Genomic DNA, 20,284 nt, shown 5'->3' with positions numbered 1-20,284 from the left:
CCCTGCCCGCGGCCGCCGCAATTTTCTTGCGCTGACAAATACTGCGGTGCGGCGGCGGTTTTTCTTGCTTTGACAAGGGGCTGCTCCCTAGGCTGGTGTCAGCAAGCAATAATCTGCCCGCCTCTCCTTCTACGCCGCATCGAGGGAAGGCACATCGGGTCAACGGGGTAACGCGGCGGGTCTCGGGAAGATGGCACTCACCTTTCGTCTGAATGGTGACGACGTTCTGATCGAAAACGCAGACCCATCGTCCACGCTGCTGGACTGGCTGCGCGACGTAAAGGGTCTCACCGGCACTAAAGAAGGCTGCAACGAAGGCGATTGCGGCGCCTGCACCGTCATGGTCACCGATAAACGCGGATCAAAGGCGCTGAACGCCTGCATCCTGTTCCTGCCGCAACTGCATGGCAAATCCATCCGCACCGTCGAAGGCGCGGCAGGCCCCGGCGGCAGCCTGCATCCCGTGCAGCAGGCGATGGTGGACCATCACGGCAGCCAATGCGGCTTTTGCACCCCCGGCTTCATCATGTCGATGGTGACCGCCCACACCAACGGCGCCACCGATTTTGACGACCAGCTGGCCGGCAACCTCTGCCGCTGCACCGGCTACGCCCCGATCATCCGCGCCGCCGAAGCCGCCAGCAGCGCTCCGGTCCCGGACTGGATCGCGGATGAAACCTCATTCACTTTTCCCGAAACACTCCGGGGGGAGGCCGCAGGCCAGCGGGCGGAGCCCCCGTCCGGCAAACCTGCGGCAGCGCCCCCGCTGCTGCTCCCGGCCTCCGCAGACGAACTGGCAGACCTCTACAGCGCCAACCCGGACGCCACCCTTGTGGCCGGCGCCACCGACGTCGGCCTCTGGGTCACCAAGGATCTCCGCCATCTGCCGCAGATGATCTTCCTTGACGGCTGCACAGACCTGAAAGAGATCGAGGTCACGGACGCCGCCGTCCGTATCGGCGCCATGGCAGACATGAACGCCCTGCGCGCTGCAATGGAACCGCTGCACCCCTCCTTTGCCGAAATGCTGCGCCGTTTCGCGTCGCAGCAGGTGCGCGGCGCCGCCACCGTCGGCGGCAATATCGCCAATGGCTCCCCCATCGGCGATACCCCGCCCGCGCTGATCGCGCTGGATGCCACCCTGCATTTGCGCAAGGGCGCGGCCCGCCGCGAGCTGCCGCTGGAGGATTTCTTCCTCGATTACGGCAAACAGGACCGTCAGCCGGGTGAATTTGTGGAGGCCGTCAGCTTCCACCGCCAGCCCGGCGCGCTTCGGGTCTACAAGCTGTCGAAACGGTTCGATCAGGACATTTCCGCCGTGCTGGGCGCTTTTAATATCACCGTCGAAGACGGCACCGTGACAGCCGCCCGCATCGCCTTCGGCGGCATGGCAGGCATCCCGAAACGCGCCGCCCATGCGGAAGCCGCCCTCATTGGCCAACCCTGGACCGGCGCCGCGGTTCAATCGGCCGCTGCCGCCTTCGGCCAGGATTTCACCCCGATGAGCGACATGCGCGCCTCCGCCGGATACCGGCTGGAAACCGCGCGCAATATGCTCTCCCGCTATTTCGCCGAAATGAACGGCGCGGCCGTCTCGGTGCTGGAGGTGCGGCCATGACTGTCACAAAGCCCCTCCCCCATGACGCGGCGCATCTGCATGTGACCGGCGCCGCGCGCTATGTGGACGATATCCCCTCGCCCGCCGGCACCCTGCATCTGGCCTTCGGCACCTCGCCCATCGCCCGCGGCCATATCACCGGCATGTCCCTGACGGATGTGCAGCGCAGCCCCGGCGTGGCCGCGGTGCTGACCGCCAAGGGGCTGCCGTTTTCCAACGACGTCTCCCCTTCGATCCATGACGAGCCGCTGCTGGCTGCGGGCACCGTCAACTATGTCGGCCAGCCGGTGTTTATGGTGGTCGCAGACAGCCACCGCAATGCCCGCATCGCCGCCCGCAAGGGCCGGGTGGATTACACTGCGGAACCCGCCCTGCTGACACTGGACGCGGCCCTTGCCGCCGACAGCCGGTTTGAGGAAGGCCCGCGGATCTATCACAAAGGCGATGCCGCTGCCGCCATCGATGCCGCGCCGCACAGCGTCGAGGGCAGCTTTGAGCTGGGCGGCCAGGAGCATTTCTATCTCGAAGGCCAGGCGGCGCTGGCGCTGCCGCAGGAGGATGGCGGCATGCATGTGCATTCCTCCACCCAGCACCCGACCGAAATCCAGCACAAGGTCGCCGACGCCATCGGCCTGCCGATGCACAGTGTCAGGGTCGAGACCCGCCGCATGGGCGGCGGCTTTGGCGGCAAGGAAAGCCAGGGCAACGCGCTGGCCGTCGCCTGCGCCGTCGCCGCGCGCCTCACCGGGCGCCCTTGCAAGATGCGCTATGACCGCGACGACGACATGGTGATCACCGGCAAGCGCCACGCCTTCCGGATCTCCTACCGGGCCGGTTTCGACGGCGACGGCCGCCTGCTGGGGGTCGAGTTCCTGCATCTGGCCGATTGCGGCTGGGCGCAGGATCTGTCGCTGCCGGTGGCCGACCGCGCCATGCTGCACGCCGACAACGCCTATCTGATCCCCAATATCCGGATTGAGAGCCACCGCCTGCGCACCAACCGGCAAAGCGCCACCGCCTACCGCGGCTTTGGCGGCCCGCAGGGGATGATCGGCATCGAGCGGGTGATGGACCATATCGCCCATGACCTGGGGCTGGACCCGCTGGAGCTGCGCCGCCTGAATTATTACGCGCCGATGCAGACCCCGGAGGCCGCCCCCGGCGCCCCCCGCGACCAGCGCAGCCTGCCTGCCGACGGCGCCGCCGACCTCGCCTCGCGCGGGGCGCCGCCGCAGCCCGCAACGCCGCCCGAGCCGCCTGCCGGCGTGCAGACCACCCCCTACCACATGCCGGTCGAGGATTTCATTCTGCACGGGATGACCGATCAGCTGGTGGAAAGCGCGGACTACGCCCAGCGCCGCGCCGCGGTCCGGGACTGGAACCGGGACCATGAATACATCAAGAAGGGCATCGCCTTCTCGCCGGTGAAATTCGGCATCTCCTTCACCCTCACCCACCTCAATCAGGCGGGCGCGCTGGTGCATGTTTATCAGGACGGCTCGATCCACATGAACCACGGCGGCACCGAAATGGGCCAAGGCCTGTTCCAGAAGGTTGCCCAGGTCGCCGCCAGCCGCTTTGGCGTGCCGCTGGAAATGGTCAAGATCACCGCCACCGACACCGCCAAAGTGCCCAATACCTCGGCCACCGCGGCCTCCTCCGGCTCCGACCTCAACGGCATGGCGGTCAAGGCCGCCTGCGACGAGATCCGCCGCCGGATCGAGGATCTGCTGGCGGAACGCTACCAGACCCGCGACATCCGTTTTGCCGAGGGCGAGGTGCATGCCGGCAGCGAAGTGCTGAGCTTTGCCGAAGCCGCCAAGCTGGCCTATGAAAACCGCGTCAGCCTGTCCGCCACCGGCTTTTACAAAACCCCCAAGGTGGAATGGGACCGGATCAGGGGCTGCGGCCGCCCGTTCTTTTACTTCGCCTATGGCGCTGCCATCACCGAGGTTGCCGTGGACGCGCTGACCGGCGAGAACCGCATCCTGCGCTGCGACATCCTGCATGACGCCGGCGCCTCGCTGAACCCAGGCATCGACATCGGCCAGATCGAAGGCGGCTATGTGCAGGGCGCCGGCTGGCTCACCACCGAGGAACTGGTCTGGGATGATGCCGGGCGGCTGCGCACCCATGCGCCCTCCACCTACAAGATCCCCGCCTGCTCCGACCGGCCGGATGTGTTCAACGTCTCCCTCTACGACGGCAAGAACCGCGAAGACACCATCTACCGTTCCAAGGCGGTGGGGGAGCCGCCCTTCATGCTGGGCATTTCCGCATGGCTGGCGCTGAGCGATGCGGTCTCTGCCTTTGGCACGGATTACCCGGCGCTGAATGCCCCTGCCACCGCCGAGGAAGTCTGGCGCGCCATCCGGAGAGTGCGTGATGGGATTTGACGTTGCAGCTCTGCGTAAGGCGGTCAAGGACCACGGCCGCGTGGTGCGGGTGGTGATTGCCGCCATCCGCGGCTCCTCCCCGCGCGAGCCCGGCACCGCCATGCTGGTCTGGGACGGCGGCCAGAGCGGCACCATCGGCGGCGGCAGCCTGGAGTTTGAGGCCGCAGCGGCCGCCCGCCTGCAGGCGGTTGCCAGAACGCTCAGCACCCATGCGCTGGGGCCGGGCCTGGGGCAATGCTGCGGCGGTGCGGTCACCCTGCTGAGCGAAGTTTTTCACGCCGCTGATCTGGCCGCGCTGGACGAGGAGATCATCGCCCGCCCGGTCAGCCCGGCGCCGGTGCCCCCGTCCATCCCCATGCCGGTGAAACGCATCCTCGCTGCCGCCCGCAGCCAGGGCATTGCCCCCAAGCCTCAGCTGGCGGAGGGCTGGATGATCGAGCCGGTGCACAGGCCCGCTCAGCCAGTCTGGATCTGGGGCGCGGGCCATGTGGGCCGCGCGCTGGCCGGCGTGCTGGCGCCGCTGCCGGATCTGGAAATCACCTGGATCGACACCGCCGCGGACCGGTTCCCGGCGCTGGTTCCGCCCGGCGTCACCACGGTTCCGGCTTCTGATCCTGCGCTTGTGGTGCCGCATGCGCCTGAAAACGCTATGCATTTGGTGCTGACCTATTCCCATGCGCTGGATCTGGCGCTATGCCACGCGCTGTTGGGGCGGGGCTTTGCCTTTGCCGGGCTGATCGGTTCGAAAACCAAATGGGCGCGGTTCCGCTCGCGCCTTGCCGCCCTGGGCCGCAGCCCGGAACAGATATCACGGATCACCTGCCCGATCGGCGATCCGCAGCTTGGTAAACATCCGCAGATGATTGCGGTCGGCGTCGCGGCCCAGCTGCTGCGGCTGAGTGCAGAAGATGAACTGAGAAAGGACCGGCGCGCGTGACCGTACCACTGTTGAGCCTGCAAGGCCTGACCAAGGCCTACCCCGGGGTTGTGGCCAATGACACCGTTTCCTTTGATATCGGCGAGGGCCAGGTGCATGCCCTGCTCGGCGAGAACGGCGCCGGAAAATCGACGCTGGTCAAGATGATCTACGGGCTGGTGAAGCCCGACAGCGGCCAGATGCTTCTGCGCGGGGCGCCCTTTGCCCCGGCCGAGCCGCGCGCCGCCCGCGCCGACGGCATCGCCATGGTGTTCCAGCATTTCTCGCTGTTCGACGCGCTGAACGTGGCCGAGAACATCGCATTGGGGATGGAGAAGCCGCCGGAATTGCGCGACCTTGCCGCCCGGATCCGCGAGGTGTCGGAAACCTACGGGCTGCCGCTGGACCCGTTCCGCACTGTCGGCGATCTGTCCGCCGGTGAACGCCAGAGGGTCGAGATCATCCGCTGCCTGCTGCAGGAGCCGAAGCTGCTGATCATGGATGAACCGACCTCGGTGCTGACCCCGCAGGAGGTGGAAATCCTTTTCAAGACGCTGCGGAAACTGCAGTCCGAGGGCACATCGATCCTCTATATCTCGCACAAGCTGGAGGAAATCCGCACGCTGTGCGACCACGCCACGATCCTCCGCCTGGGCAAGAACGTGGGCGAATGCACCCCGGCCGAAACCTCGGCCCGCGACATGGCGGAAATGATGGTCGGCAGCACCCTGCAGACCCCGGAACGCGGCAGCCGCGAGTTTGGCGGTGTGGCGATGGACATTACCGGCCTCTCGGTTCCCGCCCCCTCGGCCTTTGGCACCGCGCTGAAGAATGTGCATCTGAAAGTCCGCAAGGGCGAGATCCTCGGCATTGGCGGCGTGGCCGGCAACGGCCAGGATGAGCTGCTGGGGGTGTTGTCCGGCGAGACCCTGACCGACGCGGATGCGGTGAAACTGCATGGGCAACCCATCGGCCGGCTTGGCCCCACCGCCCGGCGCAAGCTGGGCGTGCTGGCAGCCCCCGAAGAACGGCTCGGCCACGCCGCCGCCCCGGATATGAGCCTGACCGAAAACGCCATGCTGACCGGATCGGTGCGCGAGGGGCTGGAGAAGAACGGGTTTCTGGATTGGGCCGCAACCAAGGATTTTGCCGAGCGCATCATCAAGGCCTTTGACGTCCGCACGCCGGGGCCCGGCAATGCGGCGCGGTCGCTGTCCGGCGGCAACCTGCAGAAATTCGTGATCGGACGCGAGGTGCTGCAGGACCCGGAGGTGCTGGTGGTCAATCAGCCGACCTGGGGCGTCGATGCCGCCGCAGCCGCCGCCATCCGCCAGTCGCTGCTGGATCTGGCGGCCAAGGGCGCTGCGGTGATCTGCATCAGCCAGGATCTGGATGAGCTGATGGAAATCTCCGACAGCTTTGCAGCGTTGAACGAAGGCCGCCTCAGCGCCCCGCGCGAGGCCGCGGGGCTGACGGTGGACGAGATCGGCCTGATGATGGGCGGCGCCCACGGCATGGAGGTGGCGCATGTCTGAGACAGCGGGACGCCTCCCCTCTCGGCGGCTAAGCCGCCTGCCGGGCAGCGGGCGGGAGTATTTTTGGCAAGATGAAACAGGGGGCCGCTTGCATGATCCGGCTTGAGAAACGGCCGCAGCCGTCCCGCGCGTGGTCGATGGCCACGCCGCTGGTGGCGGTGCTGGCGACGATGGTATTCGGCGGGCTGCTGTTCGCCGCGCTTGGCAAACCGCCGGTGGAGGCGATCCGCATCATTTTCTGGGAACCGCTGTTCGGCGAGTTCTCGTTCTACTACCGGCCGCAGCTGCTGGTCAAAGGCGCGCCGCTGGTGCTGATCGCCATCGGCCTGTCGCTGGGTTTCAGGGCCGGCGTCTGGAACATCGGCGCCGAAGGCCAGTACATCATGGGCGCCATCTTCGGCGCGGGGGCTGGCCTTGCCTTTTATCCGCTGGAGGCTTTTTACATCTTCCCCATCATGGTGATTGCCGGCGCCTTCGGCGGCTGGCTCTGGGCGATGATCCCGGCCATTCTGAAAACCCGTTTCGGCACCAATGAAATCCTGGTCTCGCTGATGCTGGTCTATGTGGCGGAACAGTTCCTTGCCTCGGTCTCGCTGGGCCTGTTGAAGAACCCGGAGGGCTTCGGCTTTCCCGGCTCGCGCAACCTGCAGGCCTGGGACAGCGCCCATAATGCCGAGCTGATTGCCGGCACCGGCATGCACTGGGGCGTGGTGGCGGCGCTGATCGCGGTGATCTTTGCCTATGTGCTGCTGAACCGCCATATGACCGGCTATCACATCCGGCTCACCGGCGAGGCGCCGCGCGCCGCCAAATTCGCCGGCGTGAACCCGGCCCGTCTGGTGCTGTTCTGCCTTGGCACCTCCGGCGCGCTGGCGGGCCTTGCCGGCATGTTCGAGGTCTCCGGCCCCTCCGGCCAGGTCAGCATCGATTTCAATGTGGGCTATGGCTTTACCGCCATCATCGTCGCCTTTCTGGGCCGCCTGCATCCGGTGGGCATCCTGCTGGCGGGTGGTCTGATGGCGCTGACGTATATTGGCGGCGACATCGCGCAGTCCAACCTGCAGCTGCCCGCGGCCGCAATCCAGGTGTTCCAGGGGATGCTGTTGTTCTTCCTGCTGGCCTTTGACCTGCTGACCAATTTCCGCATCGCAATCCCCAAGCCGGAGGTGGCGTAACATGGATCTTTCTGCAATCAATCCAGTGCTGCTGATCGCCTCGCTGATGGTGGCGGCGACCCCGCTGCTGCTGGCGGCCATCGGCGAGCTGGTGGTCGAAAAATCCGGTGTCCTGAACCTCGGGGTCGAGGGGATGATGATCACCGGCGCCATCGCGGGCTTTGCCACCGCGGTGGAAAGCGGCTCGCCTCTCCTCGGCTTCGTTGCTGCCGCCATCGCAGGCGCGGCGCTGTCGATCCTGTTTGCCATCCTCACCCAGTTTGCGCAGGCAAACCAGGTGGCCTCGGGCCTGTCGCTGACGCTGTTCGGGCTGGGCCTGTCGGCGCTGCTGGGCCAATCCTATGTCGGGGTAAAGCCGCCCCGGATGGGCGATATCCATATCCCCCAGCTCAGCGATCTGCCCGTGGTCGGCCCGATCCTGTTCGGCCATGACATCATCCTTTATTTCGGCATTGCCCTGACCGCCGCGGTCTGGTGGGTGCTGAAATATTCCCGCATCGGCCTGGTGCTGCGCGCGGTGGGCGAGAACCACGACGCCGCCCATGCGCTGGGGTACAAGGTGCTGAAGATCCGTCTGATGGCGATCATGTTCGGCGGCGCCTGCGCGGGCCTGGGCGGCGCCTATATCAGCCTGATCCGGGTGCCGCAGTGGACCGAGGGCATGACCGCCGGCATCGGCTGGATCGCCCTGGCCCTGGTGGTCTTTTCCAGCTGGAAACCCTGGCGCGCCTTGCTGGGGGCCTATCTTTTCGGCGGGGTCACTGTTGTGCAGCTCAATCTGCAGGCGGCGGGCGTTGCCATCCCGGTCGAGTATCTGGCAATGTCGCCCTATCTGATTACAATTATTGTGCTTGTTATCCTTTCGGCGGACAAAAGCAGCGCACCTGCCTCGCTTGGCCGCAACTTCCATGCCTCCCGCTGAGGGGGGCTTTTCACTGCCCCGGAGCCGGGGCCAATAGATCCAAACTGGGGAGAATTTGATGAAACTGACCAACCTTCTGACCAGCGCCGCGGTGGCGCTTGGCCTCGCCGCGGGGGCGGCCTGGGCCCAGGACAAGACCAAAGTGGGCTTTGTCTATGTCGGCCCCGTCGGCGACGGCGGCTGGACCTATGAGCACGACCAGGGCCGCAAGGCGGTCGAGGCCGAGTTCGGCGACCAGGTTGAAACCGTCTATGTTGAGAACGTGGCCGAAGGCCCGGACGCCGAACGCGTGATGACCCAGATGGCGCTGGAGGGCGCGGATCTGATCTTCACCACCTCCTTTGGCTACATGGACCCCACCATCAACGTCGCCAAGAAATTCCCCAATGTGAAGTTCGAGCACGCCACCGGCTACAAGCGCGCCGGCAACGTCTCCACCTATTCGGCACGGTTCTACGAGGGCCGCGCGGTGCAGGGCACCATTGCGGGCCACATGACCGAAAGCAACGTGGTGGGCTACATCGGCTCCTACCCGATCCCGGAAGTGATCCGCGGCATCAACTCGGCCTATATCCACGCCAAGAAGGTGAACCCCGACGTCACGTTCAAGGTGGTCTGGGCCTTCACCTGGTTTGATCCGGCAAAAGAGGCGGACGCCGCCAAGGTGCTGATCGAACAGGGCGCCGACGTGATCCTGCAGCACACCGACTCCACTGCGCCGCAGGCCGCCGCACAGGCTGCCGGCAACGTGATCACCTTCGGTCAGGCCTCCGACATGGCGGAATATGCGCCCAAGCCGCGGGTCTCCTCGATCATCGACAACTGGGCGCCCTATTACATCGCCCGCACCAAGGCGGTGATCGACGGCACCTGGGAGTCGGTTGACACCTGGGACGGCATCGGCCCCGGCATGGTTGGCATCGGCGAGATTTCCGACGCGGTTCCGGCTCACGTGAAAGAGGCGGCGCTGGCCATCAAGGCCTCCATCGCGGACGGCAGCTACCACCCGTTCACCGGCCCGCTGAAAAAACAGGACGGCAGCGACTGGCTGGCCGAGGGCGAAGTCGCTGATGACGGCACCCTGGCAGGCATGAACTTTTATGTCGAAGGCCTCGAAGGCGACATCCCGCAGTAAGCTGCGCGTCATTCAGCACTGGAAAGGCCCGCCGATTGGCGGGCCTTTTGCGTCCGGGGTCCGCGGTCCGGTCAGGAACAGCGCACCGGCACCGCCAGCCGCCGCAGCTGCCCGCCGTCGCGTTCAGCCAGCGGCGCACCGGTCACCGTGCAGCCTGAAATCTGCGCGACATAGGCTGTCAGCGCCTGCAGCGGGGCACTGCTGCCGGTCTGCTGCCCGGTCTGCTGCCCGGCCTTGGGCAGGCTGATGGCGAACAGCACTGCAAAACTGCTGCCGTCGACGGTGACGATCCGGAACCGGGTCCGCGCATCCCCCAGATGGGTCTTCGCCGCATAGGGCGTCCTGCGTTCCGACGCCTTGTAGGCAAGCGCAGCCCCGGCGGCCTCGCGGGGCGCCAGCCGTGCGCCGCCTGCCTGGAAACCGGCCGAATGGGCGACCAGCCATGGCGCGCCGGTGCGGGTTTTGTGCAGGCCCGGGCGCATCGCATTATAGCCGCCCAGCTCTGCCTCGGCTGCTGCACGGTAATCTGTGCTGCTTGCCGCGGTCTGCGCCTCGGCATGCCCCGCTGCCTGCGAGCTGTGCCCTGCGCGCGTTGCCGACCAGTAATCGGGCTTCTCCGGCGCTGCACAGGCCGCCAGAAGCGCCGCCGCCCCGATCATCAGAAACTGTTTCACGTTCACTCTCCGTAGCTTTGCCGCACCACTCATGACAAGAAAACCGGGCCGCAATATGGCACCCGGGCCGAACCTGCACGCAGGGTGCAAACCGGCTTTCCCTGCCTGCGCCCCTGTGCCACTCTCCGCGTCATGACCCAGTCCGCCCAGCAGATTCTGACCGCCCCCGACGGCACCCCTGCCAGCCGTTTTGCCTTTGGCTGCATGCAGTTCGGCGGCCGCGCCGATGAGGCGCAATCCGCCCGGATGTACGCTGCCTGCCGTGCCGCCGGCATCACCCATTTCGATACCGCCTGGATCTATACCGGGGGCCGCTCGGAACAGATCCTGGGCCGCCTGATCCGGGCTGAGCGCGACCAGCTGCTGATCGCCACCAAGGCGGGCTATACCGGCGGTGCAGGCGCCGCCAACATCCGCGCGCAGTTTGATGAAAGCCGCCGCCGGCTGGGACTTGACATGGTGGACGTGCTCTATCTGCACCGGTTCGATCCGGAAACCGGCCTGCGCGAAACCATGGACTGCTTTGCCGCGCTCAAGGACGCAGGGCTGATCCGCTATGCAGCACTGTCGAACTTTGCCGCCTGGCAGGTGATGAAGGCGCAGATGGCGGGGCTGGCCTCCGGCATCCGGATCGGCATCCTGCAGCCGATGTATTCGCTGGTGAAACGCCAGGCCGAGGTCGAGATTCTGCCGATGTGCGCCGATCAAGGCATCACCGCGGTGCCCTATTCGCCGCTGGGCGGCGGGCTGCTGACCGGCAAATACGCCGCCGGCGGCAGCGGCCGCATCACCGAAGACGAAGGCTACCGCATCCGCTACGGGCAATCCGTCATGCATGAGACCGCAGGCGCCCTGGCCGCACTGGCAGCAGAGCGCGGCACCGATCCGGCCACCCTGGCCGTGGCCTGGGCCGCGGCGCATCCGGCGGCGCCCGTCCCGATCATCTCCGCCCGCACCGCTGACCAGCTCCGCCCTTCGCTGGCAGCGCTGGACTTCGATATGGAGGCGGAGCTTTACCAAACACTAGAAAGCCTCAGCCCGCGGCCCGCACCCGCGACCGACCGGCTGGAAGAACAGGACTGACCCCATGCAGGATTTCATCGTCATCGGCGGCGGCATGGCCGGCACCAGCACCGCCGCCCGGCTTGCCCATCTGGGCAGCGTCACCCTGCTGGAAATGGAGGATGCGCTTGGCTACCATTCCTCGGGCCGCTCCGCCGCCTTGTTCGAGGAAAACTATGGCCACGGCCCCACTATCGATCTGAACCGCGCCAGCGCCGCGCATCTGCGCGAAAACGGCTATCTGTCGCCGCGCGGGCTGATGCTGGTCGGGGCCAAGGATGATGCCGACGGTTTTGCCCGCGATGTGGACGAACTGCAGATGGCCACGCTGGACCTGGACGAGGCCCGCGCCATGGTTCCCATCCTGAACCCGCAGACCGTGGGCTTTGCCGCCATCAGCGGTGAGGCCGAGGATATCGACACCGACCGGATGCTGCAGGACTTCGCCAAGGCGCTGCGCGCCGCCGGCGGGCAGATCGTGACCAAGGCGCAGGTGACCGCGATCACCCGGATCAGCGGCGGCTGGCAGGTCTCTGCAGGCGGCACCGCCCATGAGGCCCGCCAGCTGGTCAATGCTGCCGGCGCCTGGGCGGATCAGGTGGCGGCGCTGGCCGGGGTCGCCGCCATCGGTCTGCAGCCCAAGCGCCGCTCGATGGCGCGGCTGCCCGCCCCCGGCGGGTATGACGTCCGCGGCTGGCCGATGATGTTCGGCGTCGGCGAAACCTGGTACGCCCGGCCCGATGCCGGCAAGCTGCTGGTCTCTCCCGCCGATGCCGATCCGGTGGAGCCGCATGACGCCTATGCCGACGACATGGTGCTGGCCGAGGGGCTGGCACGCTACGAGGAAATGGTGACCGAGCCGGTCACGCGGGTGGAAAGCAACTTTGCCGGGCTGCGCAGTTTTGTGGCCGACGGCACCCTGGTGCTGGGGCCGGACCCGGACACACCGGATTTCATCTGGTGCGCGGGTCAGGGCGGCTATGGCATCATGACCGCGCCTTCCGCCTCGCAGCTGATTGCCGATCTGGTGGCGGGCCGTACGCCGGTGCTGGAGGCCGCCGCGGTCGCCGCCCTGTCGCCTGCAAGGCTGCGCTGATGCCGGTACGGTCTGTCCCCGGATCAGCCTCGGTCGCAGCGCCTGAGGGCGGCAAACTGTTCGCCCCCGCCGCCGCCCGCAACAGCGGGGTTCTGTGTGATCTGCTGGAGGAGGTGGCGCCGCCGCAGGGCCGTGCGCTGGAACTGGCCAGCGGCACCGGCCAGCATGCGGCGGCCTATGCCGCCCGCCTGCCCGGCCTGACCTGGCAGCCCAGCGAAGCAGACGCGGCCCGGCTTGCCAGTATCCGGGCCTATGCCGGCGGGGCGGGCCTGGCGAACATCGCGCCGCCGGTGGCGCTGGACGCCACCGCCCCCGGCTGGAGCGCGGATCACCCGGGGCAGGATTTGATCGTGCTGGTCAACCTGCTGCATCTGATCAGCGAAGGGGAGGCGGAAACCCTGATCCGCGAGGCCGCCGCCGCCCTTGCCCCCGGCGGCCGCTTCGTCATCTACGGCCCCTTCCTGCGCGGCGGCGAGCTGACCAGCGACGGCGACCGGAGCTTCCACGCCAGCCTCACCGCCCACGACCCGCAGATCGGCTACAAGGATGATTTCGACACCATCGGCTGGCTGCACAGCGCCGGTCTGGAGCTGCTGCAGGCCGTTGAAATGCCCGCCAACAATCTGGCGCTGGTTGCGGAAAAACTATCCCCGTGATCCGGATCAAGGCCGCCCGCCCCCGCCACCGGAACACCTCCGGCGATTAAAAACTATGGCTGAGGCTGCAGCAGACAGGCCGGCACGGGAAACCGGCTGAAACCCTCAAATTCCGACCCAATCCGGCCGCGGCCGAGCCCGGCACCCCGGGGCCCTTGCCCCCCTCTGGCAGAGCGGTGAAACAGGGCGGCAGACCAGTAATGAGGCAGGCGGTCAAGGCGATAAACTGCCTTGATCAGCTGACGCGCAGTCTCCGGCGCTGTAGATTGCCCCTTCTTAACCGCTGCCCCGGACTTCCCGCAGCCCTTGCAGCACCTGGCGGATCTGTTCCAGCGCCGGGTTGTCTGGCAGATACAGCACTTTGCAGCTCAGCAGAATTTCCGGCGCCTCCGCCACCCTGTGGATCTGACCGGCCGCCAGCGCCTCTGCCGCCATATAGGCCGGGAAATACCCCATGCCGCCGCGCTTCATCAGATAGCGCAAGCCCATCGGCGCGTTGCCCAGCACAATATGCTGGCGGCTGCGCCTTGGCAGCACTTGCTGCACCTGCGCCGCATATTCGTTGCCGAACTCCAGATTGATGAACAGCGGCAGCTCGTCCCGTCCCAGCCGCAGCGGCTGATCCGACACCAGAACCAAAGGCTCCGGCGGCAGCGCCTCGACGCCCAGCCGGGTGCCGGCCGGAACCTCGTTCACGATCGCCAGATCCAGCAGCCTGCGCGACACCGCCTCAGCCATGTTCAGCCCGTGGTCATAGTTCAGCGTGAACGGCACCGTGCCCTGCGCCTGTTCCAGCCAGACCGCCACATCCACCAACAGCGGGTCCCAGACCGACAGCTGCGCGCCCAGCCGCAGGGACACCCGCCCCGCCAGGCTGGCCCGCAAATCGCCCGAGACAAACTCCCAGGTGCGCATCATCTGTTCGGCATAGGGCAGAAACTGCCGCCCCGCCGCCGACAGCCGTGTGCCGCCCGGGCCGCGCTCAAACAATGCCGCCCCCAGGCTGTCTTCCAGCCCTTTGATCCGGGCACTGACCGCGGTCTGGGTGATGTGCAGCCGCCGCGCTGCGCCGTGAAAGCTGCCAGCGGCCTCGATCGCCAGAAAGGTCTCAAAAGCGTTGATCTGCATGGTGATCACTATTTCTGATCAGATTGAGCAAATCAATTCGTTTTTCTGCTTACCCAGGGGCCGCTATCGTGTCCTGAGATCAACCAAAGGACCCGCCCTATGCTGGACAAAAGCCACAAACCGACCTGGACCAGTTTCCAGAACGCCACTGCCGAAGACTGGGCCGCAGTCGAAGCCTATGAGGCAGCCTACAACGCCGCCCTGCCCGAGCGGATCCTGGATGCGATCCGTTCGCTGGACGAGGACTGGACCCCCTACCCGGTGAACCGCTACCAGCACAGCCTGCAGGCAGCGACCCGCGCTTACGAAGACGGCGCCGACGACGAAATCATCGTGGCAGCGCTGATCCATGACACCGGCGATATCCTGTCGCCCTACAACCATGGTGAGCTGTCAGCGGCGATGCTGAAGCCCTATGTCAGCGAGAAAACCTATTGGATCCTCAAGCATCACTGCGTGTTCCAGGGGTTCTACTACAACCATCATTTCGGCGGCGACCCGAATGCGCGCGACAAATACCGCGGCAGCCCCCATTGGGAGGACTGCCGCTACTTCTGCGAAAAATATGACCAATGCGCCTTTGATCCGGAGTATCCGACCAAGCCGTTGGAGTTTTTCGAGCCGATCCTGCGCCGGGTGCTGTCGCGCGGCCGGGGCCATTTGGAGCTGGCGGAAACCGCAAAGGATTAAACCCTGGCCGGAAACAGGACCGGACAAAGAAAGAGGGGCCGGATGGCCCCTCTTTGCATAATAAATCTGTGGTCAGTCCCACCAGCCTTCGTCCACCTCGGGCAACTGCTCCAGCTGTTCCTCGGTATAGCGGGTGACGATCACGTAGCGTTTGTCGTCGACCGGGGCCAGACGCATGTCCTCCACCGGGATCATCACGTGTTTATCGCCGATATCCAGAAAACCGCCGACTTCAGCAACAATCCCTTTCATGGCGCCGCTGCGGTCCAGAATGATGTCTTCGATTTCACCGATGTCATTCCAGTCGGGGCCAACGCCCTCGGCCTCCCAATTGCCCCAGGTGTCTTCATCCATCGGGCCGTTCAGGGTATAGATGTCGCCGCCTGTGATATCACGGGTGCGGATCAGGTGGCCTGCGTCCGTCTGCATTTCCGCAACTGCCGGGGCAGCGGCAATACCGGTGGCGAGGGCGATCATGGCTAAGCGTTTCAACGTGCATTCTCCTGTGCTGCTTCGTTCATGAAGAGAACGGCCCAGTCCGCGGGAAGGTTCCAGAAAAGTTGAAAAATCCTTTCTGCCGACTGTGCTGTGCCGTCGTCAGCCATGCAGCGCCTGCCAAGCAACACCGCAGAGCACGAAGCTAGGCTGTGAAAGCCGCAGTGGCCACCAGCCCGGACGGCTGCCAGTCAAATTCGAGCCTGCCGCCGGAAGCCGCCATTAGTTTGCGGATGATGGCGGACCCATGCCGGCGCTTGGGGACCGTGACAGCGGGACCGCCTGTTTCCTGCCACGTCAGCAGCAGGTCAGCGCCCTCTGCTGACCAGGACAGCCGTACCTTGCCCCCGGCACAGCTGACCCCCCCGTGCTTGACCGCGTTGGCAGCCAGCTCATGCAGCACCAATGTCAGCGGCGATACCAAATGCTCGGGCAGAGTGAAGTCAGCGCCGGACAGGCTGACCTGACGGCTGCCCAACGGCGCATAAACTGTAAGCAGCTGCTCTGCCAGCGCGTGCAACCCGGGCCGGCCTCGCGCGGGTTGCACGATGGAATCAATATGCGCCTTGCCCAGCGCCTCCAGGCGGCCGGTCAGGGTTTTGCCAAGTTCGCTGCTGTTGCATTCCTCCTGCGCCGTCATCCGGATGACCACCGACATCACGTTGACAATATTCCCCAGCCGGTTCTGCAATTCGCGGTCGGCCAGAACTAGCGCCCGCCGTTCCGCCGCGCGTTTGGCAGAGATACCCAGCTGCGAGCCGAAGATGTATTCGGCCTTGCCGTCTGCGCCCAGCACCGATCCGGTCTGCAGCGCATTCAGAAACGCCGAGCCGTCCTTGCGGTAGTTGAGGATCTCCACCGTCCCGACCGTCTGCCCGCTCAGCAGCTCCCGGACAGCAGCGACGCTTTCGGGCGTGGTGTCCGGTCCCTGCAGGAACCGGCAGTTTCGGCCGGTCACCTCGTCCAGCGGATACCCCGTCAGCTCGCAGAATGCCGGGTTGGCAAAGATAATCGGGTTGTCCGGCAGATTCGGGTCGGTGATGCACAGCGGCAGACGGGCGTTCCGGATGATGATGTCCGCGATCTCCCTGCCAGAGCTTAAGCTCCACTCAGTTAGGAGCATTTCTGAAACTTCTGGCGCATTCCGCGCAGGTGTCTCAGCCTGGGCGTGAACGCCCTGTGCGGCAATGGGGTTCTCCGTCCCGCCGGCAGGCCGGAGAACAGCGGCAAGCCCTGTTCCGCCCTGCAAGAAAAAAGCCCCGGCACGAAGACCGGGGCTTTTATGACTTGTCCGTCGGGCGTTAGCCGTTCTGGCGGATGGTCTCGTTCTTCGGATCATAGGGGCTGTCGCAGGTGATGACCGCGTCCCACAGCTTGTCCTGGATCTTGACCTTCAGCTTGGTGCCTTCGACCGCCATTTCGGGCTTAACATAGCCCATGCCGATGGATTTCTCGAAGGCCACCGAGTAACCGCCCGAGGTCAGGCGGCCCACACGGGTGCCGTCTTCAGCGTACAGCGCCTCGCGGCCCCAGGGATCAGCGTCTTCCGGACCGTCGATCAGCAGGGTGCAGCATTTCACCCGCACGCCGGTCTCGATCAGCTTGTCCTTGCCGTGGAAGTCTTTTTCCAGGTCGACAAAGCGCGGCAGGTCGGCTTCCAGCGGGGTCGCGTCGCGGCCCAGCTCGTTGCCGAAGGCACGGTAGGATTTCTCCTGGCGCAGCCAGTTCTGGGCGCGCGCGCCGACCAGCTTCATGCCATGCTTTTCACCGGCTTTTTCCAGCAGATCAAAGAGGTAGTTCTGCATCTCCATCGGGTGGTGCAGTTCCCAGCCCAGCTCACCGGTGTAGGCCACGCGGATCGCATTGACCGGGCACATGCCCAGTTCGATCTGACGCGCCGACAGCCAGGGGAACCGCTTGTTCGACAGCGCGGTTTCCGGATCGGCATCAACGATGATCTCTTTCAGCACGTCGCGCGATTTCGGACCGGCAATGGCAAACACGCCCCACTGGGTGGTCACGTCCTGCAGCTCGATACGGCCGAACTCTGCTTCCTTGTCCGCGATCGCCTTCTTCAGGAAGTCGGCGTCGTATTCGGTCCAGGCGCCGGCCGACACCAGGTAATACTCGTCATCCTTCAGGCGGACGATGGTGTATTCGGTGCGGGTGGTGCCGGCAACGGTCAGCGCATAGGTCAGGTTGATACGGCCGACTTTGGGCAGTTTGTTGCAGGTGAACCAGTCCAGGAACTGGGTTGCGCCGGGGCCTTTGACGATGTGCTTGGTAAAGGCGGTTGCATCCACCAGGCCGACGCCTTCGCGGATCGCCTTGGCTTCGTCGACAGCGTGCTGCCACCAGCCGCCGCGGCGGAAGGAGCGGGCTTCCTCGTCAAAGTTGTCAGCTGCGTCCAGCGGACCGAAGTAGTTCGGGCGTTCCCAGCCGTTGACCCAGCCGAACTGTGCGCCGCGGGCCTTCTGGCGGTCATATGCGGGCGCGGTGCGCAGCGGACGGGCTGCCGGGCGCTCTTCGTCCGGGTGGTGCAGAATGTAGACGTGCTCGTAGCACTCTTCGTTCTTGCGGGCCGCGAACTCGGTGGTCATCCAGTTGGAGGAATAGCGTTTCGGGTCGAGCGACGCCATGTCGATCTCGGCCTCGCCGTCCACCATCATCTGCGCCAGGTAGTAGCCGGTGCCGCCCGCGGCGGTGATGCCGAAGGAGAAGCCTTCCGCCAGCCACATGTTGCGCAGGCCCGGTGCCGGGCCGACCAGCGGGTTGCCGTCGGGGGTGTAGCAGATCGGGCCATTGAAGTCGTCCTTGAGGCCGCTCTCGGCACAGGAGGGCACCCGTTCGGCCATCGCCATGTACTGATCGGCAATCCGGTCCAGATCGAGCGGGAACAGGTCGGCGCGGAAGCTGTCCGGCACACCGTGTTCGAACCGCGCAGGGGCGCCGCGCTCATAGATACCGAGGATCCAGCCGCCGCGCTCTTCGCGGGCATAGGATTCATTGTCAGCGTCGCGGACAACCGGGTGCTCGGGGTTGCCTGCTTCGCGCCATTTGACCAGCTCGGGGTCCTTGTCCATGACGATGAAGGTGTGCTCGACCGGGATCGCAGGCATCTTGATGCCCAGCATCTTGGCGGTGCGCTGCGCGTGGTTGCCCGATGCGGTCACGACATGCTCGGCGGTGATCACCACCTTCTCGTCGGACTCGACCAGGTTGCCGCCCTTCTCCACCATCTTGGTGCAGGTGACTTCCCAGTGGGTGCCGGTCCAGTGGAATTCATCGGCCTGCAGCTTGCGGACGATCTCGACGCCGCGCTGACGGGCGCCCTTGGCCATCGCCTGGGTCACGTCGGCGGGGTTAATATAGCCGTCCTCGGTGTGGTAGATCGCGCCCTTCAGGTCGGAGGTTTCGATCAGCGGCCAGCGTGCCTTGATCTCATCCGGGGTCAGCCATTCGTAAGGCACATCGCAGGTTTCCGCGATGGAGGCATAGAGCATGTATTCGTCCATGCGCTCCTGGGTCTGGGCCATGCGCAGGTTGCCGACCACGGCGAAACCTGCGTTCAGGCCGGTTTCCTCTTCCAGGGTCTTGTAGAAGTCGACCGAGTACTTGTGGATGTGGGTGGTCGCATAGGACATGTTGAACAGCGGCAGAAGGCCGGCTGCGTGCCAGGTCGAGCCGGAGGTCAGCTCGTCACGCTCGATCAGCATGACGTCTTCCCAGCCGGCCTTGGCCAGGTGATAGGCAATCGACGTGCCAACGGCGCCGCCGCCGACAACAAGTGCTTTGACTTGGGTTTTCATTCTCCGGCTCTCCAGCTTTGTGAGATTCTTGGATGCGGTTATGCCCGCGCATTGAAATCCGCGCAAAATCCATCCGACGCTAAAGCATCCAAAACCGACCTTGCGCGCCGCAGCACATCGGATTTTGACCGCAGCCCTGCCGGAAATGGTGTTTTTCTGCGCTGCAGAAAGGGCGGCGGCGCCTCTCTGCGGTTCGCTGATCAGGCCGTTCCGCGGCCGTCAGCAGTCCGCAACATTGCCGCGGCGGATGCAGACCGGCTGAGGCGCGTCTTCGCTGTTCTGCGCGTCGGCGACCTGTTCGCCGCCCGAGAGCAAGCTTTTGCCATAGCTGGCCGCCTCGCCCCAAATCGACTGGCCGTCCCCGGCAGCAACCGCGGCGAGGCTGGTTGCCTCCTTGGCGGCACGGGCGCGGGTAAAGCGGTCCTGCAGGATGGTGCTGTAGTCGGTGGCGCTGAGATCGCCCCAATTCAGCCCCGCGTCCCGGGTCTGGATGTAGTAATCATAGCCGATCACCGCCTGGGTGCTGAACACCAGGATGCCCATTGCCTTTTTCAGTCCCATGCCGGTCTCCGGTTCCACGAAATGCTGCGGCTCCATCCCAAAACAGCAGCCGGCGCAGAATTGCGGCAGCTTTCCGGCATTTCGGCGAATAGTGCAGTGCAAGTGCCGCTGCCCGGCCAGGGCCCTGCCCTGCCGGTTGCTGCTGCGTTCTGCCGGTGCTTATCCCTGGGGGCTGTCTGATGCTTTGATCGTCAGCAGTAAGGAATGGCGGCGCCGCCATGGAGGCGGAGGCGGGACGGGAGTTTCCTCCCGCACGCTGAACGTTGTCTCTGCGTGCCCTTGCCAAAGGGCCCTGTTCCTGGAGGCCGGGGATGTCAGTCCCGGCGGTGACCGCGATCAGGAGAGAGAGTGGCATATGGGGTTTAAAATGCGGTGACAGGGGCGTACGCCGGGGGGGCAACACCCTGATGGTGCGT

Annotated in this window: 17 protein-coding genes; 11 read left to right on the top strand and 6 right to left on the bottom strand. The window is 65.5% G+C overall.

Annotated elements, in window-relative coordinates; all coding sequences use genetic code 11:
- Positions 1 to 190 precede the first annotated feature (190 nt).
- From xdhA to METH_RS03845, 7 genes are all read left to right on the top strand, one after another.
- Complete coding sequence (xdhA, locus tag METH_RS03875) at positions 191 to 1,618, top strand: xanthine dehydrogenase small subunit (protein WP_024089104.1); 1,428 nt, start codon at positions 191 to 193, stop codon at positions 1,616 to 1,618.
- Complete coding sequence (gene xdhB, locus METH_RS03870) at positions 1,615 to 4,014, top strand: xanthine dehydrogenase molybdopterin binding subunit (protein ID WP_024089103.1); 2,400 nt, start codon at positions 1,615 to 1,617, stop codon at positions 4,012 to 4,014. The genes xdhA and xdhB overlap by 4 nt, the downstream gene beginning before the upstream one ends.
- A complete protein-coding gene (gene xdhC, locus METH_RS03865) occupies positions 4,004 to 4,951 on the top strand; it encodes a xanthine dehydrogenase accessory protein XdhC (protein WP_024089102.1) in 948 nt (315 codons plus the stop codon). The genes xdhB and xdhC overlap by 11 nt, the downstream gene beginning before the upstream one ends.
- Complete coding sequence (locus METH_RS03860) at positions 4,948 to 6,465, top strand: ABC transporter ATP-binding protein (protein WP_024089101.1); 1,518 nt, start codon at positions 4,948 to 4,950, stop codon at positions 6,463 to 6,465. The genes xdhC and METH_RS03860 overlap by 4 nt, the downstream gene beginning before the upstream one ends.
- A 92-nt stretch (positions 6,466 to 6,557) precedes the next feature.
- Positions 6,558 to 7,640 (top strand): ABC transporter permease, encoded by a 1,083-nt coding sequence (locus METH_RS03855; RefSeq protein ID WP_024089100.1) that lies wholly within the window; start codon positions 6,558 to 6,560, stop codon positions 7,638 to 7,640.
- A gap of 1 nt (position 7,641) precedes the next feature.
- On the top strand, positions 7,642 to 8,562 hold the full coding sequence (locus tag METH_RS03850) for an ABC transporter permease (protein WP_024089099.1): 921 nt from the start codon (positions 7,642 to 7,644) through the stop codon (positions 8,560 to 8,562).
- A 58-nt stretch (positions 8,563 to 8,620) separates the two neighbouring features.
- Positions 8,621 to 9,697, top strand: coding sequence for a BMP family ABC transporter substrate-binding protein (locus METH_RS03845; RefSeq protein WP_024089098.1), 1,077 nt, complete (start codon positions 8,621 to 8,623; stop codon positions 9,695 to 9,697).
- 71 nt (positions 9,698 to 9,768) lie between these two features.
- Here METH_RS03845 and METH_RS03840 read toward each other — a convergent pair whose 3' ends face one another.
- The gene (locus tag METH_RS03840; protein WP_156927437.1) at positions 9,769 to 10,371 is read right to left on the bottom strand and encodes a hypothetical protein; all 603 of its coding nucleotides are present in this window, start codon (positions 10,369 to 10,371) and stop codon (positions 9,769 to 9,771) included.
- A gap of 132 nt (positions 10,372 to 10,503) precedes the next feature.
- Between METH_RS03840 and METH_RS03835 the strand changes: the two genes are divergently transcribed.
- Genes METH_RS03835 through METH_RS03825 form a run of 3 tightly spaced genes read left to right on the top strand, consistent with a single transcriptional unit; the run spans position 10,504 to position 13,185 of the window.
- Positions 10,504 to 11,454 carry an aldo/keto reductase gene (locus METH_RS03835; RefSeq protein WP_044008327.1) on the top strand — a complete coding sequence of 317 codons (951 nt, stop codon included), beginning with the start codon at positions 10,504 to 10,506 and terminating at the stop codon, positions 11,452 to 11,454.
- A 4-nt stretch (positions 11,455 to 11,458) separates the two neighbouring features.
- On the top strand, positions 11,459 to 12,529 hold the full coding sequence (locus METH_RS03830; protein WP_024089095.1) for an NAD(P)/FAD-dependent oxidoreductase: 1,071 nt from the start codon (positions 11,459 to 11,461) through the stop codon (positions 12,527 to 12,529).
- On the top strand, positions 12,529 to 13,185 hold the full coding sequence (locus METH_RS03825; RefSeq protein ID WP_024089094.1) for a DUF938 domain-containing protein: 657 nt from the start codon (positions 12,529 to 12,531) through the stop codon (positions 13,183 to 13,185). Before METH_RS03830 ends, METH_RS03825 begins: the two co-directional genes overlap by 1 nt.
- Before the next feature lie 276 nt (positions 13,186 to 13,461).
- Here METH_RS03825 and METH_RS03820 read toward each other — a convergent pair whose 3' ends face one another.
- On the bottom strand, positions 13,462 to 14,313 hold the full coding sequence (locus METH_RS03820; RefSeq protein WP_245602950.1) for a LysR family transcriptional regulator: 852 nt from the start codon (positions 14,311 to 14,313) through the stop codon (positions 13,462 to 13,464).
- A gap of 99 nt (positions 14,314 to 14,412) precedes the next feature.
- Between METH_RS03820 and METH_RS03815 the strand changes: the two genes are divergently transcribed.
- Complete coding sequence (locus METH_RS03815) at positions 14,413 to 15,003, top strand: HD domain-containing protein (RefSeq protein WP_024089092.1); 591 nt, start codon at positions 14,413 to 14,415, stop codon at positions 15,001 to 15,003.
- A gap of 72 nt (positions 15,004 to 15,075) precedes the next feature.
- Here the strand turns inward: METH_RS03815 and METH_RS03810 are convergent, their stop codons facing one another.
- From METH_RS03810 to METH_RS03795, 4 genes are all read right to left on the bottom strand, one after another.
- Positions 15,076 to 15,495, bottom strand: a complete 420-nt coding sequence (locus METH_RS03810; protein WP_024089091.1) for a PRC-barrel domain-containing protein — start codon at positions 15,493 to 15,495, stop codon at positions 15,076 to 15,078.
- Positions 15,496 to 15,643: 148 nt separating this feature from the next.
- Positions 15,644 to 16,621: a PAS domain-containing protein gene (locus METH_RS03805; RefSeq protein ID WP_024089089.1), complete on the bottom strand. Its 978-nt coding sequence runs from the start codon at positions 16,619 to 16,621 to the stop codon at positions 15,644 to 15,646.
- Between the two features lie 178 nt (positions 16,622 to 16,799).
- The gene (locus METH_RS03800; RefSeq protein ID WP_024089088.1) at positions 16,800 to 19,307 is read right to left on the bottom strand and encodes a GcvT family protein; all 2,508 of its coding nucleotides are present in this window, start codon (positions 19,305 to 19,307) and stop codon (positions 16,800 to 16,802) included.
- A 219-nt stretch (positions 19,308 to 19,526) separates the two neighbouring features.
- A complete protein-coding gene (locus METH_RS03795; RefSeq protein ID WP_044008543.1) occupies positions 19,527 to 19,868 on the bottom strand; it encodes a hypothetical protein in 342 nt (113 codons plus the stop codon).
- Positions 19,869 to 20,284: the final 416 nt, after the last annotated feature.

The sequence above is a fragment of the Leisingera methylohalidivorans DSM 14336 genome, assembly GCF_000511355.1.
Lineage (GTDB): Bacteria > Pseudomonadota > Alphaproteobacteria > Rhodobacterales > Rhodobacteraceae > Leisingera > Leisingera methylohalidivorans.
The sequence above is the reverse complement of the archived record's forward strand: the minus strand, read 5'-3'. Positions and strand labels throughout refer to the sequence as shown.